Here is a 14,566-nt window from a genome sequence, read left to right as displayed (position 1 = left end):
CTCCTTTTAGGAGAGAGGCTTTGAATCTTACTCCCCTTCCCTTGTAGGGAAGGGGTTGGGGGTTAGGTCTCTATTGGACTTAACCCAGAAGGGCTATAGTTATTTCCCCACTCCTTAATTACTTGGTGCTACTAATACACTTACTGCCGCAGCTAAAGATGTTCCACACCAACGACAGCCTATGTGTAGATTCTCTCCTAGCGAAACCTTATGACATTTGGGGCATTCTAAGCCATAAACTCCTGGCTGTGGATGCAGTGGCATCAAAATTGTTGCTGGAATGCTACCCGTGGAAATGCTAGTAACGTTGAGTTTTATTTGTCCCAAAGAGATATTAGTGCCCTCAGTTAAAGGCATTTCACCTTGGACTAATTGCCGTCCATCGACAACGGGGGGATTTTGCGATCGCAAATTTCTGATATAAAAGTGCTGTTGCTGGTGATGAAAAAATATTTCAACGTGCAGACCAGAGACAGTAGGGTGACTCAGAACAATATCGCACCGGAGGGGATCGCGACCGATGCGGACAGTGCCATGATTTTGACTTGGCTGTTGTTCGTAAATGTTCTGAGTTTTATCTTGACCTGCATCGTGCCACTGTAAAGTTAGTGCGTTCATTGTTCTAACTTCGGAACTCGTATTTAGCTACTTCAACTTCTTTCTGTGCGATTCCTAACACGATTGAGTCGGTACAAGCAAGTATTTAGAAAAAACTTCAACAAGCTTTATTTCGCCGAGGCTAATTTATCAGCAATGCGTGTAGTTTCTGGCAGTCGATATTTGGGCGTGCAGCGTAATACATAGTCAATCGCCGTAGGTAAACTAATTCGATGACCACTGGAGATGTACAGAGGTTTTACTCCTGTGCGCGATCGCAAAACGGCCCCAATCGTTTCACCCTTATATATCAGTGGTTGTCTGCTCCCTTTAGTTTGTGCCAATTCCTCATGTTTACCTACCAACAAGGATTTAGCTACACCAATTGTTGGCATATCCACAAGTAACCCTAAATGGCTAGCTATACCTAATCTGCGGGGATGAGCAATTCCTTGACCATCACACAGGATGATATCTGGTATTGTTTTAATCTTTTCCAGGGCATCGAGGACAGCTGGAATTTCCCGAAATGAGAGGAACCCAGGAATATAAGGAAAGGTCGTAGGACGATGTGCTAGGCTTGTCTCGATTACTTGCAAATCAGGAAAACTCAGTACTGCGACAGCTGCACGGCTAATTGTTCCATCAGCTTCAAAACCCATATCTACGCCAGCAACGTACTGGATAGGTTCTTGCAGTTGATCCTCAGTAATTACTTGATCTCGCAGCTTTTCTTGGATAGCTATAGCTTCTTCTAGCGTCGAAGGCCAAGTATGATCTCGATAAAACTTCATATTTAAAATTGTAATTAAACTGATTAATATTAATCCTGTTAATTTGGCAAGCACAAAAACAAGAGTTTTTGATGTTGACACCGGGAAAAGATATTTATTGCAAAACTCTGTAAAAGACTATCTTTATAGTAGACATTTTAACCCAGGTTAGCTGATATCTTGCATCATAATGTTACTTAAGGCTGTCAAAAGGGAATCCTGAGAATATAAGTTTATTTTCCTAGATTTTCTCTTTTACTGGTTATGACACAGCCGAATATTCTAAAACTTGCAAAACAGGGAGATGCAGAGGCGATCGCATCTCTGATGAACCGCCACCTACACCCCAAAGGGATCACTGCAAAAGTTGCCTTCAAAGATGCTTGCTTAGAGGTCATACTAGAATCTGCCCAAGTACCAAATCAGCAAATTTTAGTTGCATTTGTCCGCAAAGGGTTAATGGCTTTAGGGGCTGCATCTGTTGAAAAAGTGAAAGTTTATGGACAACAAACGGGTAAGGAGTTTCCAGCTTGGAGTAAAGAGTTTAATCTAGGCATAGTAGAAGCTGAACTAGAAGCACTAGATAATGAACAGTCTTCCAGTAATCCTCAAACCCTAACTATTTGTATTAACTTAAGTGGCGATACTGCCCGCGGATTAACAAACCAAGATTTTGAAATTATTGCTAATCAAATAAGCACCGATATTTTATCATCTTGTACCGACGTTTTTATTCAAAAAGTAAGTATTAGTAATGGTAGCTCTGTAATTACAAAAGAACGTTAATTTTTTTGTAATCACAGAGTCACAGAGAGGGTATAAAATCGAGGCTTTTGTAATAAGTTTAATAAAACTATGTAAATTTTAAACATAGGGTTGAAAATATTCTGAAAATGTTGCTTTTACCTGTAAATAGGGAATCCTGAGATAGAAGATATTATCTCAGGTTTTTGGATTTATTGGTTATGACACAGCCGAATGTTTTAGAACTTGCTAAACAGGGAGATGCATCGGCGATCGCATCAGTAATTAATTACCTTTTGAAACCAAAAAGTATTACTGCTAAACTAATCTTCAAAGATGGTTGCTTACAGGTAATGCTGGAATCTTTTCAAGTACCGGAGCAAGAATCATCAGTCACTTTTATTCGTAAACTAATAATCAAGTTGGAAGCTACACCTATTAAGTCTGTAAAAATCTATGGAAAAAGGACAGGACAAACCTCAGTAAGCTGGATAGATTATTTAAATTTGACTCCTGAGAATGAGGAGACTAAAAAACATTCCAGTATTTTAGAACTAGCTAAACAGGGAAAATACGAAACACTCTCTCAAATATGGCCAGTTTGGTTTCCTTATCCTAGTTCTTGGCTCAGGGCAATTATTCTAGTTCCCATAGCATTTCCTGGCACACGTTTAATAGTATTTGGATTGGTTGGAGTATTTATATCAGTTCTCGGTAACAGCCCTATATTATTAATATTTTCTGTTTTATTCGGCTTATTAATACCAACAATTTTCTTAGCCTTTATCTACCATATTTTCTGGTTTATTTGGCAAAAACCTAAATCAGCTAATAAATTACCTAAATGGATACCTACTTTGAATAGCTTATGGGCAGGTTTCTATGGCACAATCGTGATGGGATTATCTTTTATCCTAATCCTAACTATCTTTTCGGAATTAGCTTTTTCTAGTTGCAACTTTTACCATGAAATGCCGGAATACTTAAATAGCTGTACTGGGCATTTAACAGGACGCGCAACAAACGGAATTTTTTACAGCATTGAAAATAATGATTTTTTAAGTCAACGTTGGTTCATGATTTGGATGTTCACTGCCGCATATCTATACCAATTAGAACACTTAGTAATAAAACGCTTCATTCCAAAGCTGAAAGTTATACTCCAAAACTTTCAAACTAGACCTAAGAGCTACAGTGTTGATCGCACAGATTTAGAAATGGACAGATTACGTGGTGATATGGGCCTAACCCAAATCAAAAAAGGTAAAACGCAGCATTTACCCATAATATCACTATCTGAATATCATTATCAAAGGCGTAAAAATTTAAAGAAAAAACTGCTGATAATTATGCTCATTCCCTTGGTTGTCATCGGAATATATTTATTAGCGAAAATTCCAAAAATGAAAGAAAATGCACCAACTTCTATAGCTTCTCAAGTTACGTCGCCAATTCCATTTGCAACAGCATCCGCACCTAAAACTGATACATTCCGAGAGGCAGTAAGTAAAGCAATCAATGCAGCTAACCTTACTCAATCAGCAAAATCTCCAGATGAGTGGAAAACAGTTGTGAGTCAGTGGGAATCTGCGATCGCACTTCTGAAAACTGTGCCATCTTCTAGCCCCAATTATGTAGTTTCTCAACAAAAAATCAAAGAATATCAGCGAAATATAAACTATGCTGAGAAAAATTCTGTTGGTAAAAAGGAAAGCGATCGCACCTCAAAGTTAAACTAGAAAAAGCAGTGCCGCAGCTACGCCCGTCGTAGACATCGCTCTGATTTTCATCTATCATGTAGATACAATTGTATGCCTACCGCACAACAAGCTCTTGCCTGCGTCAGAGTGTGCCAAATGCTCTCAAATGGTTATCAACCTATCCATGTATTTCGGTATAACCAAAACACCAAGACCGTGTTTATCCTTGCTGGTGTGACTGAAAGCCTAGAGATTCTAATTTTTTCGGATGGTCAATGGGGGTTTAACGATGATGACGAAGCCCGATTTTAGCAAAATGTCCCGTCAAGAACTTAGAGCATATATTTTAGCTCATCGTGAAGATGATGAAGCAATTGAGGCATTGATCAAACGGGGAAGTCCTAATAGTCCGACATATCCATTCCCTCAAACTAACGAAGATTTAAGGGAAATGGAAGAGATACTCAAGAAAAAACTAGGTAGTGGTGGAGAGGCTGCCTAACTCCACGATTATACTGCTGATTTGTTGGTGGGGAGCAGTTGAAAGGTTTGACGATAGCTTCAGATAGTGAAATCTTGCAGATGTTACACTTACTAGTCACGCTGATAATATTGTGCCGCTTGCGACAGATTAAATTGTAATAGCTTTTCCTCTGGCAACTTGTATCGCAAACTCGGCTTCAAAGGCGAAATATTCAAACTGCAAATAATTTCCGCCGCCACAGCCTTTGCTAGTAGTGGTGGTACAGAGTTACCAACTTGCCTAAAACCGTGCCATTTGGTTACATGAAATCTAAACCAATCGGGGTAAGAATGCAATCTCGCCGCTTCCCTGACTGTGATACAACGCGGCGTAATTGGGTGAATCGGTCTAGGAGATGTAAAAGAACCTCTATACTTGTCTGTTCCGGCTCTTAAAGTATTGCAGACACCAGCAGGATGCAGCTTATAAAAACGACTAATTTTTTCTCTCTCGCCTTGTTGAGTCTCCTGAAAACGTTTAATAGTTTCCGCAGAATGTTTTGTTCTTAAACTTGAAGAAAGTATTCGCAAATCATATTCACGTTTGTAAGAATAATCATCGTTTAGGCATTTGATACCGCGAAGTATCAGAGCATAGTTACTAGGCTTTTCGTATTCTGCTACAACCCAATTTCTTATTAGTAACTCAGGATATTTTTCTATTTCCGGTAAATCTCCAATTGCATCCCATACTGTAGGACTTAATGGAATGTCAGATATTTTTTTATAAGTTAAATTCTTTGGTAATGCTTGTTTAGTAATCGGCTGAGGGTATTTCGGTAACTCGACATCCTCCCTTGCACCTATGAGAAATAATCTCTCACGTGACTGTGGTACTCCGTAATTTGCAGCGTTGAGAATTTGGTAATTTTCTTCTACTTTATAGCCGTAAATTTTAAATTCGCTAATTAAGGTTTGGAGGATTTGTTTATGTTCGCCAACTGTGATCCCCCGGACATTTTCCATCACAAAGAATTTCGGTTTTAGCTCAAAAACCAGTCGATGAAAATGAAACACCAAAGAGTTTCGGGGATCATCAACAGCCCGTTTACCAATTAAGGAAAATCCTTGACATGGTGAACCACAAATTACCACATCAATTTCGCGATCGCCAATCTTAGACCGATTCCTAATTTCTTCCCCGGTTGTATCCACAACACTTTTACATAACACTGAGCAATTAGGGAAGTTAAACTCATGTGTTGCACAGTGGATCGGGTCGATTTCCACAGACGCCAGCACATCAAAACCAGCTTGCTCAAAGCCAAGAGTCATACCGCCCGCACCAGCGAACAAATCAACTGCGATCGCTCGTTCTTTTCTCATCTCATAAGCCATGACACCTCTAAAGGGATTGGGTATTGGGGATTGGGGATTGGGTATTGAGTATGGCGTATTAAATATACAAAATTTTCCTAGTCCCCAGTCCCCAGTCCCTAGTCCCCAGTCCCCAGTCCCTAACCCCCAGTACCCGACAGCATTTGCAAAATTTCTTGAGCAGCGCGATCGCACACCCCAACTTCTCCTAAACACCGCCGCATTTCCTCATAATCTAGCAAAGTTTGCTCTCTGCGACTGGGATTGAGTAGCAGTTCCATCGCTGCTTGGATAATATTCTCTGGTGTGGCTTGCTCTTGTAAAAATTCTGGCACAATCGGCTTCATCACTACTAAATTAGGTGGCGATGCAAAGGTTATGGAACCTTTGAGGATTTTACGAGCTATCCAAGCAGTCAGAGAACTTAGGCGGTAAACTACAACTTGCGGCACATTTAACAAAGCAAGTTCTAGGTTCACAGTACCAGATTTGCTAATGGCTAAATCAGCCGCAGCAAAAACTTCCTTTTGTTGATCTAATAAAACTGTAGCCCGCAAACCGTAACGCTCAACTGCCTCCTCAATTGGCTGTCTATAGGCTTCCAGAGATAGGGGAATCCAGAAATGAACTTCAGGTAATTTAGCTTGAATAGTTTGGGCAGCTTGAAAAATAATTGGTAAAAGATATTTTAGTTCTTGGTGGCGAGAGGCGGGGAGGAGTGCGATCGCAATTTGTTCTGGTGCAATCCCCAATCTTGCACGGGCTACTTCCCGACTAGGAGCGTCCTGCATTCGGTCAACCAAAGGATGCCCTACCCAAATAACTTTTGCGCCTTTCTCCCGAAAGTAACGGGCTTCTTGGGGAAAGATTGCCAACAGCTTGTCTGTAAAGCCAATAATCCTGTTAGTCCTACGCAAATTGACTGACCAAGCCCACTCTTGGGGAGCGATATAATATACCACAGGCACATCTGGCAGATGCTGTTTCATGTAAGTCCCAATTCCGATATTTGGACTCATGTAATCGATCAGCACCACCAAATCAGGTGGATTTTGCTTTAAAGAAGCGATCGCCTGACGTTGCACCTGGAGAGTCGGTAAAATATAAGGCAGCCCTTCTAGAATACCCATTGAGCCAATACTACTGGTATTTCCCAGCAGAATTGCCCCAGCCTCTACCATTTTTTCGCCACCCAGCGCCACAATCTCTAATTCCAACCCAATCGCCATAGCTTGACGCTTTAGCGCTCTAATTAGCAGCGACCCTTGCAAATCGCCAGATACTTCGCCAGTGCTGATAAATATCCGCATTTGATAATTAGTAATTAGTAAAAATTAGGAGTGAGGAGTTAGGAGTGAGGAGTTAAAAATTTAATTCATCAACTCATAACTCATAATTTATGATGTCTGGGCAATTAACCACAATTCCTCAGAACCCTTCCCCGCCAGCTACGCTCTTACTCCCCTCCTCGCTTGCTCTTAGGGGTTGGGGGTGGGGTGCTTTGATTATGGGTAATTCCACAGACATGATATACCTCACATCTCACGATTCATCACTCACGCCTTTTTTTCCTTTACCGGGAATCAAACCACGCCTTCCAGGCATCTGAGAAAGTAGTAGGAAGCGGCGCAGATGCTGCAATTCTTCGCTATCCCCTAACAATTCCAACTGTTCCAAACCATCCTTAAAGGACAAATCAGAACGGTAGAGAATGCGGAAAGCTTTTTTCAGCATTTGCAAATCTGCTGAGTCCATACCAGACCGTTTAAGTCCGACAAGGTTGAGGGTTCGTACCCGCGCCGGATTTCCCTCCACGAGCATATATGGGGCCACATCCCGGTCAATACGTGCCATACCTCCCACCATTGCCTGTCTACCAATACGCACAAATTGATGGACACCTAAAACCCCACTCAGCCTAGCGCGTGACTCTATATGCACATGACCTGCCAACGCTACAGAGTTAGCAATCACTACTTGGTCTTCAATCACGCAGTTATGAGCCACATGGACATAAGCCATCAGCAAGTTCCCATCACCAATTACCGTCGCTTCACCAGCACCGGTAGCGCGGTTAATGGTAACGTACTCACGAATCAAGTTGTTATCACCAATTTTGACCCAGGTTGGTTCTCCGACAAACTTGAGATCCTGGGGTTCCATGCCGATGGCTGCACCTGTAAAAATCTGATTTTGCGCCCCAATTTCACAAGGCCCCTCTAGCACTGCATGAGCGCCGATTATTGTTTCAGGGCCCACTTTGACATGCGCTCCAATCACAGCATAGGCACCGACTTGCACTGTATGGTGGAGTTCCGATTTCGGATGAATTACAGCAGTTGGATGAATTAGCGTTTTCAAGGGTGAATCTCCAGAACTGTCTTGATAAGCCAGCGCCGGATGGGGTTTTTGAGGCAGGTGTTACTCTGGTTAAGAGAGTTGTACCGACTGCTGTCCCATCGAGGCGACTGACATTGTTGAGCGTGAAGTATTTCAGTGAACGAAAGTGTCGGGCAAAGCAAGTTAAGTGTGAACGTGAGTGCGTCTCGTAGAGAGGGCGTCGAAAATCAAGAAATTATCAGATGCTGTTGTGGATTTTTTTACTGTTATCCTTTTTCAGGATTCAGTAGGGGCATTTCACGGCTATGCCCATACCACGAAAGCAAACTTTTAATTAACTAGAGAAAACATTAATTCCCCTTCAGAAGCAAGTTGACCATCAACTTCGGCACGACCTTGCATCTTACCGAAACGACGTTGTTTTACCCATAACAGTTCCAACGTCATTACTAGTTGATCCCCCGGTACGACCTGGCGGCGAAAGCGGACTTTATCGATACCAGCGAAGACGAACAGTCCGTCTTCTACCGGAGACATTTGAGTTAGAACAATGCCCCCTACTTGTGCCATTGCTTCCACAATTAGCACCCCTGGCATCAGTGAACGTCCAGGGAAATGTCCTTGGAAATAGGGTTCGTTGATAGTGACATTTTTAACGCCAACAGCGCGTTTTCCTGGAACGTAGTCAATTATTTTGTCTACAAGTAAAAATGGGTAGCGGTGTGGTAGCAATTTCTGAATTTCTTCAGATGTGAAAGTTGTTTTAATCTCAGAGATGATTGTAGTCTCATTTATAGCCTCTGGTTCGGTAGGTGTAGGTGTAGTGGTATCGATGGTATTCACTTCAGTGAGGATTGACATTGGCCGTGTGGTTAATTTTTCATCTGAAAGTTGAGTAGGCAGGCGTATATCAAAAGCCTTAATAATCCTCGATTTTAGGCTTTAGCTCCAATCCCAAATCTAAAATTCTTTGAGCCAGTTGAATGTGTAAATTGTGACTGGCTTTATACGCTAAGAAATGAGCACTAGGAAAAGTTCCTAGTAAACTTAAATCTCCTACTAAATCCAATATCTTATGACGCACTGGCTCATTTGCAAATCTCAATGGTGGATTTAGCCAGCCTTCTGGTCCACAAACGAGTGCATTATCCAAACTGCCGCCCTTAATTAACCCTGTTTTTTGTAAGTGTTCAATTTGATGCAGTAACCCAAAAGTACGAGCAGGAGCGATTTGGGCAGCAAAGCTAGCAGAAGCTTTTCCTAGTTCAGCGGTTGGTGACCAACTATGCCATTGATTACCAATGGCGGGCAGGTCAAAATCAATACCGTAACTAAAGCGGGTTTCTGGTGCTGGGAGGGCACATACAAAGGCATCCCCTTCATAGACCCATATTGGTTCTGTAATAGCCTTGGGAACTTGGTTGTTAACGGGTTGTGATACTAAGCCAACTTGGGTAATGTTAGCTGTCCAGACACTTGCCGAACCATCCAAAAGTGGGACTTCTGGGCCATCAATTTCAATGCGGGCATTATCCACGCCCATACCCGAAAGTGCTGCCAACAAATGCTCTACCGTGCGAACATATACCTCACCCTTACCCAACTGAGTTGAGAGAACAGTGTGACTAACTGCCGCAACGTGGGCTGGAATGATCGGCAAATCCGGTAAATCCACCCGCACAAAGTAGCGTCCACTTCCCGCCTCAGCTGGTAGTATCCGCACCTGGGTACTCACACCGCTATGCAGTCCCACCCCTATTTGGGTGATTGGGGCTGCTAGAGTGTGCTGTTGCATAGCCAAAAAGTCAATATATTTTGTTTAGTATTGTTCATCGTCTGTTTTGGTAAAATCCCTGATATTCCCCTAAAAATGTCATTAATCCCTTTATCGGAACAGTATTGAGGTAAATGTAAAAATTAGCAAGCTAATCCAAAAAAGTTATGAGTTAAGAGTCAGGAGTGAGGAATTAAAACTCCTAACTTCTAACTTTTAACTCCTACCTGGTTAAAACCTTTCGCCAATACCAAAATTAATCCGGCTATCACCCACATCGTTGATACCATAGTCAATGCGAATTGGCCCCAGTGGAGACTGGACGCGAACGCCGAGACCATAGCCGTAGCCACTGCCATTTTTGTTCAACAATTCAGCTGCTTGAGTACTAGTTCCCAGGTCACTACCGACATCAAAAAATAATGCGCCGCTGACTACTGAAAAAACTGGGAACCGATACTCAACTGATGCTTGCACATAACTGCGTCCACTACCTAATGTTCCTTCGTCATAACCCCGGACGGAGTTGCTACCCCCAAGGGTAAAAGCTTCGTAGGGAGGCAAGTCACCGAGAACTGTTCCTGCTTGCAAGTTAAATGCTAGAGTTTGTGCCCCTTTCGAGAGGCTGATCAACTTGATGGGTAAATATTGGCTGTAGCTACCCCGTAATCTGGTGAGTAAAATGTTGCCTAGTCCTATCGGGACTGACTGATCAATCCCGAAGCGCAGATAAGAACCCTTGGTGGGTTGCAAAGGGTTATTACGGAGATCGCGCTGTACGCCGAGTTGCAACAGTAGTAAATCGTCTTGACCTCCTGGAGACTCGGTTAATTGAGTGGTGATTGGTTGTATGACGCGATTTCCATTCTGGTCGATAGGATTTCCATCACTATCGAATAGCCCTCCTCTTTTTACGAGATTGCCATCAGCATCACGGGCAGAAACTCGTTGATACTGTAAACCGGCTGAGGCAGTCCAGACGGAAGTTTTGTAAGGATTGGAGGACAGGGGACGGGTAAAAGTGACACCACCACCTACACGGAGAATACGGGGGCGATCCTGAGAATCTGTATTAGTGGGATTATTTGGATCAAACGTCCTAATATCCCGATCTTTGCCATCAAAAATCAACGAAATGGAACTGCGGCGAAAAATATTAGTTGTATAGGAAGTCCGGTAAGGATCTCCTGCGATCCAGGGGTCTGTAAACCGCAGGTCAAACAGCACTTCCCGTTCTCCCACCTGTACTTCTGCCCCCAGTTTTTGATTCCTACCATTCAGGTTTTGCTGTTGATAGCTAACTGTTCCAAAAAGTCCGCTAGCAGAACTAATCCCTGCCCCAGCCGCAATAGAACCGCTGCTGCGTTCAGCTACATTCACTACTACATCCACCTTGCTGGGGTCAGTACCAGGGTCAAGGGACACATTTACATCTTCAAACAGTCCCAGTCCATACACGCGCTGTAGGTCTTTTTGCACTGTGTTGCGGTTGAATACTTGTCCTGGCTTCAACTCTAATTCTCGTGTAATGATGTAATCCTGTGTCCTTCCCCGAATCGGTTGTCCCTTCTCGTCTGTCTCCTGACCATCTTTATTGCGGAACCGGACTCTAATGTTTTCTACTACCCCTTCTGCTATTTGCAAGGTAACAACTCCGTTTTCAGAGACTTGTGGCGCTCCAATCACGTTGGCTAGCACGTAACCTTGGTCTTGATAGCGCTTGTTTAACTGCTTGATGGCTTCCTGCAAGTCACGCAAGTTGAGGATTTTACCATACTGCTGGCGAAAGACTTCATCTACAGTGTTAGGTGGTAGTACGGAAGCAACACCAGTGCCAGGATTGGCTTCTACTTGTACCTTGGTGAGGACGGGGTTAGGCTGTACAACAAAGCTGACTCGCACTCCCAAGGGGGTATCTTCTGGCGCTGCTTGGACGTTGGAAAAGAAGCCAGTACCAAAGATGGCGTTAATATCTTCTTGCAGTTGACTGCGGGTTGTCGTTCGTCCTGGTTGGGTACGAATTACTTTGTAAACTTGGTCTTCCAGTTCTGGTGATAGTTGCCCAGCCTGTGATCTAACTACTACTTCCGACACCAGTACGCGGGGGTCATTGGCTTCTGGGGCTGTGTTGGGTTGAGTATTTCCCGGAGTTGTCGGTGGGTTAACATTCTGCGGATTTGGAGTAACACCGGGGCTTGGGGTAGGTATTCTTTGTTGACTAGCTGGGAGTGGAATGACTGGAGCGGCTGATGGTTTTGGAGTTGTGGGTAATAAAGGTTCCGTTGTCGGTGGATTAACATTCTCTGGGGCTGGAGTAGTCTCAAGAGTTGGGGAAGGTGTTTGTTGTTGACTAGCTGGGGGTGGAATGACTGGAGCGGTTGATGGTTTTGGAGTTGTGGGTAATAAAGGTTCCGTTGTCAGTGGATTGACATTTTCTGGGGCTGGAGTAGTCTCAAGAGTTGGGGAAGGTGTTTGTTGTTGACTAGTTGGGGGTGGAATGACTGGAGCGGGAGATGGCTGTTGAATAGGGTTGGGATTTATTTGAGGGGTTTGTGCAGTTCTTGGCGTTGTGGAGGTTGGTACTATTACCTCTGGTGTCGCTGCATCTACGCCCGCCGCAGGCATCGCTGCTGGATTGGCAGGGTAAATTGCGACAATGCGGGATTGTAGACGCTCCGCCTCTTTAACCCCTGTGGGATTAGGTCGAGATTCTAGACTTTTACTAGAGTTACCCTGACCAGTGTCCTTTTCTGGCTGCTGATTTGTTTCTAGTGTCAAAACTTCTGTTGTCTGTTTTGAACTGCTGGCGGTTTCTGCATTTGCACTCAGTGAGCCGCCCAAAGGGACTGCAATTGCTACTGCTGCCAGCAATACGGGAGATAAACGCATTTTACTTATGATTCCTCTTCACGACCACACACACCATCACAAATAGTCATTAGTCATTAGTCATTGGGCATTAGTTACAAAGGACAAATGACAATCCACACGAGTTTAATTGATTTTTACCCACTTAACTATTACTCTCTACTGCTTTTAGCACTCTTTGTAAAACTTCCTGGTAGGCATCCTCTACATTTCCTAAGTCCCGGCGAAAGCGGTCTTTGTCCATTACCCGGCGGTTTGAGTCCTCTTCTGCGGTATCCCACAAACGGCAGGTGTCGGGGCTAATTTCGTCTGCCAAGAGCAACTGCTGTTGTGAGTCCAAACCAAACTCTAGTTTGAAGTCTACTAGGGTAATGCCGCACCGTTGCCAAAAGTTACTGAGAAATTCGTTGATTTGCAATGCTAGATGTGTAATTGCGTCTACTTGTTCCGCAGTAGCTAGTTCTAGCAGGTACAGGCGATCGCGTGTCAACAAAGGATCTCCTAACTGATCGTTTTTGTAATAAAACTCAACCAAAGGCTGTTTCAGAATTATACCCACTGGTAAACCTGTTTGCTGACACAGACTGCCAGCAGCAATATTTCTGATAACTACTTCTAAGGGTAAAATCTTTACTGCCTTCACCCGCATCTGATTCGGGGCAGGGCTGTCGATAAAGTGAGTCTTTATACCATTTGCCTCCAACTGTTTAAAAAGCTGGCTGGAAATGCTACAATTAATTTTTCCTTTCCCCTGGATGCTGCCACGCTTTTGGGCGTTAAACGCCGTGGCGTCGTCCTTAAAATCCGCCAACAAGACTTCCGGATCGTCCGTTGTATAGAGAATTTTCGCTTTGCCTTCGTATAACTTGGAATTAACAGACATGGTGGCAGGTAAAGTTCTAGGCTATGGACAAAAGTTGTCCTTTCTTTGAGGCTTCACCATTTTATCTTTAGTTATTAACTATTAGCCATTGGTGATTATTTAAGAGGACACCGGGCTGCCGATAATTGGGCAGAGGGGCAGAGGAGCAGAGGAGCAGAGGAGCAGAGGAGCAGAGGAGCAGAGGAGCAGAGGAGAATAACCAATGCCCAATGCCCAATGCCCAATGCCCAATGCCCAATGCCCAATGCCCAATGCCCTCTTCTGGGTCACTTCTTCAGTAGCCAGTTGCCAAAGATTCACAACTGAATCTCTAACTTTTAACAGACGACAATTGGCTTTGGTACATGGTATTTTAGCCTAAGTACTTTCACTGAGAGAATTGCAATTATTTTTGCTAGGAAAACTTTAATAGGACATAGGGTTATATTTTGTATAGTTTGTAACTCATGGTTTAAACTGAAGTTAATTATAATCCGAACTTCATAAATTAAGATGAGAGAAATCGGCAACCTGGAGGAAAATTAAATATTCTCTCTAGTTACTTTAGCAGAAAGTTTTTGTGTAACATTTACAACAAAACTATTTCAAGCTTTCTCATCTAGGCTCAAAATCTGAATCAACCAATTCCTGCATCAGCAATTGGAAAAGGAATTGAATGATTTGATTTGCCGCAGTCTAACAAAAGGAAGATTAGGGTAGCTAGTGATTCAGCTTTAGAGATTCAAACAGAAGGAGAGTTGAATAAATTGGAGAACAAAATAGTGAACAAGGATGATTTTCTCTACCCTCGTGGTCGCTACTACGGTCAAGTAAAGCCAGAAAACTTGGTTTTTAATGCAAATCTACAGGAATTTGCCCAACGAGTCAGCTACATTTGCAACTTAGAAACAGGTGGAAAACTGCCTCCAGGTGCCGCTTACGAACAAATAAAGGATCTATGGAAACAGTTGAAACGCTCAAAAAAAGAGCTAAGAATTGGCGAAGACCCGTTTCAGGATGACCAGGGGGAGGTTCAAGATTGAATAGGGCATTGGGCATGGGGCATGGG

Annotated in this window: 15 protein-coding genes; 6 read left to right on the top strand and 9 right to left on the bottom strand. The window is 43.3% G+C overall.

The window, feature by feature from the left end:
* Positions 1 to 114: 114 nt before the first annotated feature.
* Together HWQ41_RS27355 and nfi are read right to left on the bottom strand one after the other, a co-directional pair.
* Positions 115 to 618 (bottom strand): FHA domain-containing protein, encoded by a 504-nt coding sequence (locus tag HWQ41_RS27355; protein ID WP_292770143.1) that lies wholly within the window; start codon positions 616 to 618, stop codon positions 115 to 117.
* Positions 619 to 725: 107 nt separating this feature from the next.
* Complete coding sequence (nfi, locus tag HWQ41_RS27350; protein WP_292770141.1) at positions 726 to 1,391, bottom strand: deoxyribonuclease V; 666 nt, start codon at positions 1,389 to 1,391, stop codon at positions 726 to 728.
* Between the two features lie 243 nt (positions 1,392 to 1,634).
* On the opposite strand from nfi, the gene HWQ41_RS27345 reads away from it, so the two are divergent.
* The 4 genes from HWQ41_RS27345 to HWQ41_RS27330 all read left to right on the top strand — a co-directional run bounded on the left by HWQ41_RS27345 (position 1,635) and on the right by HWQ41_RS27330 (position 4,316).
* Positions 1,635 to 2,156 carry a hypothetical protein gene (locus HWQ41_RS27345; RefSeq protein WP_292770139.1) on the top strand — a complete coding sequence of 174 codons (522 nt, stop codon included), beginning with the start codon at positions 1,635 to 1,637 and terminating at the stop codon, positions 2,154 to 2,156.
* Between the two features lie 179 nt (positions 2,157 to 2,335).
* Complete coding sequence (locus tag HWQ41_RS27340; protein WP_292770137.1) at positions 2,336 to 3,853, top strand: hypothetical protein; 1,518 nt, start codon at positions 2,336 to 2,338, stop codon at positions 3,851 to 3,853.
* Between the two features lie 72 nt (positions 3,854 to 3,925).
* Positions 3,926 to 4,126, top strand: coding sequence for a hypothetical protein (locus HWQ41_RS27335; protein WP_292770135.1), 201 nt, complete (start codon positions 3,926 to 3,928; stop codon positions 4,124 to 4,126).
* Positions 4,104 to 4,316, top strand: coding sequence for a hypothetical protein (locus HWQ41_RS27330; protein ID WP_292770133.1), 213 nt, complete (start codon positions 4,104 to 4,106; stop codon positions 4,314 to 4,316). The genes HWQ41_RS27335 and HWQ41_RS27330 overlap by 23 nt, the downstream gene beginning before the upstream one ends.
* Positions 4,317 to 4,408: 92 nt before the next feature.
* Here HWQ41_RS27330 and HWQ41_RS27325 read toward each other — a convergent pair whose 3' ends face one another.
* The 7 genes from HWQ41_RS27325 to purC all read right to left on the bottom strand — a co-directional run bounded on the left by HWQ41_RS27325 (position 4,409) and on the right by purC (position 13,518).
* Positions 4,409 to 5,674 (bottom strand): DNA cytosine methyltransferase, encoded by a 1,266-nt coding sequence (locus tag HWQ41_RS27325; protein ID WP_292770145.1) that lies wholly within the window; start codon positions 5,672 to 5,674, stop codon positions 4,409 to 4,411.
* 119 nt (positions 5,675 to 5,793) lie between these two features.
* Positions 5,794 to 6,963 carry a lipid-A-disaccharide synthase gene (lpxB, locus tag HWQ41_RS27320; RefSeq protein ID WP_292770131.1) on the bottom strand — a complete coding sequence of 390 codons (1,170 nt, stop codon included), beginning with the start codon at positions 6,961 to 6,963 and terminating at the stop codon, positions 5,794 to 5,796.
* Between the two features lie 232 nt (positions 6,964 to 7,195).
* Positions 7,196 to 8,014, bottom strand: a complete 819-nt coding sequence (gene lpxA, locus HWQ41_RS27315; RefSeq protein ID WP_292770129.1) for an acyl-ACP--UDP-N-acetylglucosamine O-acyltransferase — start codon at positions 8,012 to 8,014, stop codon at positions 7,196 to 7,198.
* Between the two features lie 309 nt (positions 8,015 to 8,323).
* Positions 8,324 to 8,854, bottom strand: coding sequence for a 3-hydroxyacyl-ACP dehydratase FabZ (fabZ, locus tag HWQ41_RS27310; RefSeq protein WP_292770127.1), 531 nt, complete (start codon positions 8,852 to 8,854; stop codon positions 8,324 to 8,326).
* A 58-nt stretch (positions 8,855 to 8,912) separates the two neighbouring features.
* A complete protein-coding gene (lpxC, locus tag HWQ41_RS27305) occupies positions 8,913 to 9,788 on the bottom strand; it encodes a UDP-3-O-acyl-N-acetylglucosamine deacetylase (protein ID WP_292770125.1) in 876 nt (291 codons plus the stop codon).
* A gap of 210 nt (positions 9,789 to 9,998) precedes the next feature.
* Positions 9,999 to 12,656 (bottom strand): BamA/TamA family outer membrane protein, encoded by a 2,658-nt coding sequence (locus HWQ41_RS27300; RefSeq protein WP_292770123.1) that lies wholly within the window; start codon positions 12,654 to 12,656, stop codon positions 9,999 to 10,001.
* Positions 12,657 to 12,780: 124 nt separating this feature from the next.
* On the bottom strand, positions 12,781 to 13,518 hold the full coding sequence (purC, locus tag HWQ41_RS27295; protein WP_292770121.1) for a phosphoribosylaminoimidazolesuccinocarboxamide synthase: 738 nt from the start codon (positions 13,516 to 13,518) through the stop codon (positions 12,781 to 12,783).
* Positions 13,519 to 13,720: 202 nt separating this feature from the next.
* On the opposite strand from purC, the gene HWQ41_RS27290 reads away from it, so the two are divergent.
* Together HWQ41_RS27290 and HWQ41_RS27285 are read left to right on the top strand one after the other, a co-directional pair.
* A complete protein-coding gene (locus HWQ41_RS27290) occupies positions 13,721 to 13,879 on the top strand; it encodes a hypothetical protein (RefSeq protein WP_292770119.1) in 159 nt (52 codons plus the stop codon).
* Between the two features lie 400 nt (positions 13,880 to 14,279).
* On the top strand, positions 14,280 to 14,540 hold the full coding sequence (locus HWQ41_RS27285) for a hypothetical protein (RefSeq protein WP_292770117.1): 261 nt from the start codon (positions 14,280 to 14,282) through the stop codon (positions 14,538 to 14,540).
* Positions 14,541 to 14,566 lie beyond the last annotated feature (26 nt).

Source organism: Nostoc sp. NOS(2021) (assembly GCF_017115025.1).
Taxonomy (GTDB): Bacteria; Cyanobacteriota; Cyanobacteriia; order Cyanobacteriales; family Nostocaceae; genus Nostoc.
Note: the sequence above shows the minus strand (reverse complement) of the source record. Positions and strands in the feature narration are given on the sequence as shown.

Bases quoted from the DNA above. Each gene is read 5' to 3' on its own strand.
- HWQ41_RS27355 (WP_292770143.1), bottom strand. From the start codon at position 618: ATGAACGCACTAACTTTACAGTGGCACGATGCAGGTCAAGATAAAACT.
- nfi (WP_292770141.1), bottom strand. From the start codon at position 1,391: ATGAAGTTTTATCGAGATCATACTTGGCCTTCGACGCTAGAAGAAGCT.
- HWQ41_RS27345 (WP_292770139.1), top strand. From the start codon at position 1,635: ATGACACAGCCGAATATTCTAAAACTTGCAAAACAGGGAGATGCAGAG.
- HWQ41_RS27340 (WP_292770137.1), top strand. From the start codon at position 2,336: ATGACACAGCCGAATGTTTTAGAACTTGCTAAACAGGGAGATGCATCG.
- HWQ41_RS27335 (WP_292770135.1), top strand. From the start codon at position 3,926: ATGCCTACCGCACAACAAGCTCTTGCCTGCGTCAGAGTGTGCCAAATG.
- HWQ41_RS27330 (WP_292770133.1), top strand. From the start codon at position 4,104: ATGATGACGAAGCCCGATTTTAGCAAAATGTCCCGTCAAGAACTTAGA.
- HWQ41_RS27325 (WP_292770145.1), bottom strand. From the start codon at position 5,674: ATGGCTTATGAGATGAGAAAAGAACGAGCGATCGCAGTTGATTTGTTC.
- lpxB (WP_292770131.1), bottom strand. From the start codon at position 6,963: ATGCGGATATTTATCAGCACTGGCGAAGTATCTGGCGATTTGCAAGGG.
- fabZ (WP_292770127.1), bottom strand. From the start codon at position 8,854: ATGTCAATCCTCACTGAAGTGAATACCATCGATACCACTACACCTACA.
- lpxC (WP_292770125.1), bottom strand. From the start codon at position 9,788: ATGCAACAGCACACTCTAGCAGCCCCAATCACCCAAATAGGGGTGGGA.
- HWQ41_RS27300 (WP_292770123.1), bottom strand. From the start codon at position 12,656: ATGCGTTTATCTCCCGTATTGCTGGCAGCAGTAGCAATTGCAGTCCCT.
- purC (WP_292770121.1), bottom strand. From the start codon at position 13,518: ATGTCTGTTAATTCCAAGTTATACGAAGGCAAAGCGAAAATTCTCTAT.
- HWQ41_RS27290 (WP_292770119.1), top strand. From the start codon at position 13,721: ATGCCCAATGCCCAATGCCCAATGCCCAATGCCCAATGCCCAATGCCC.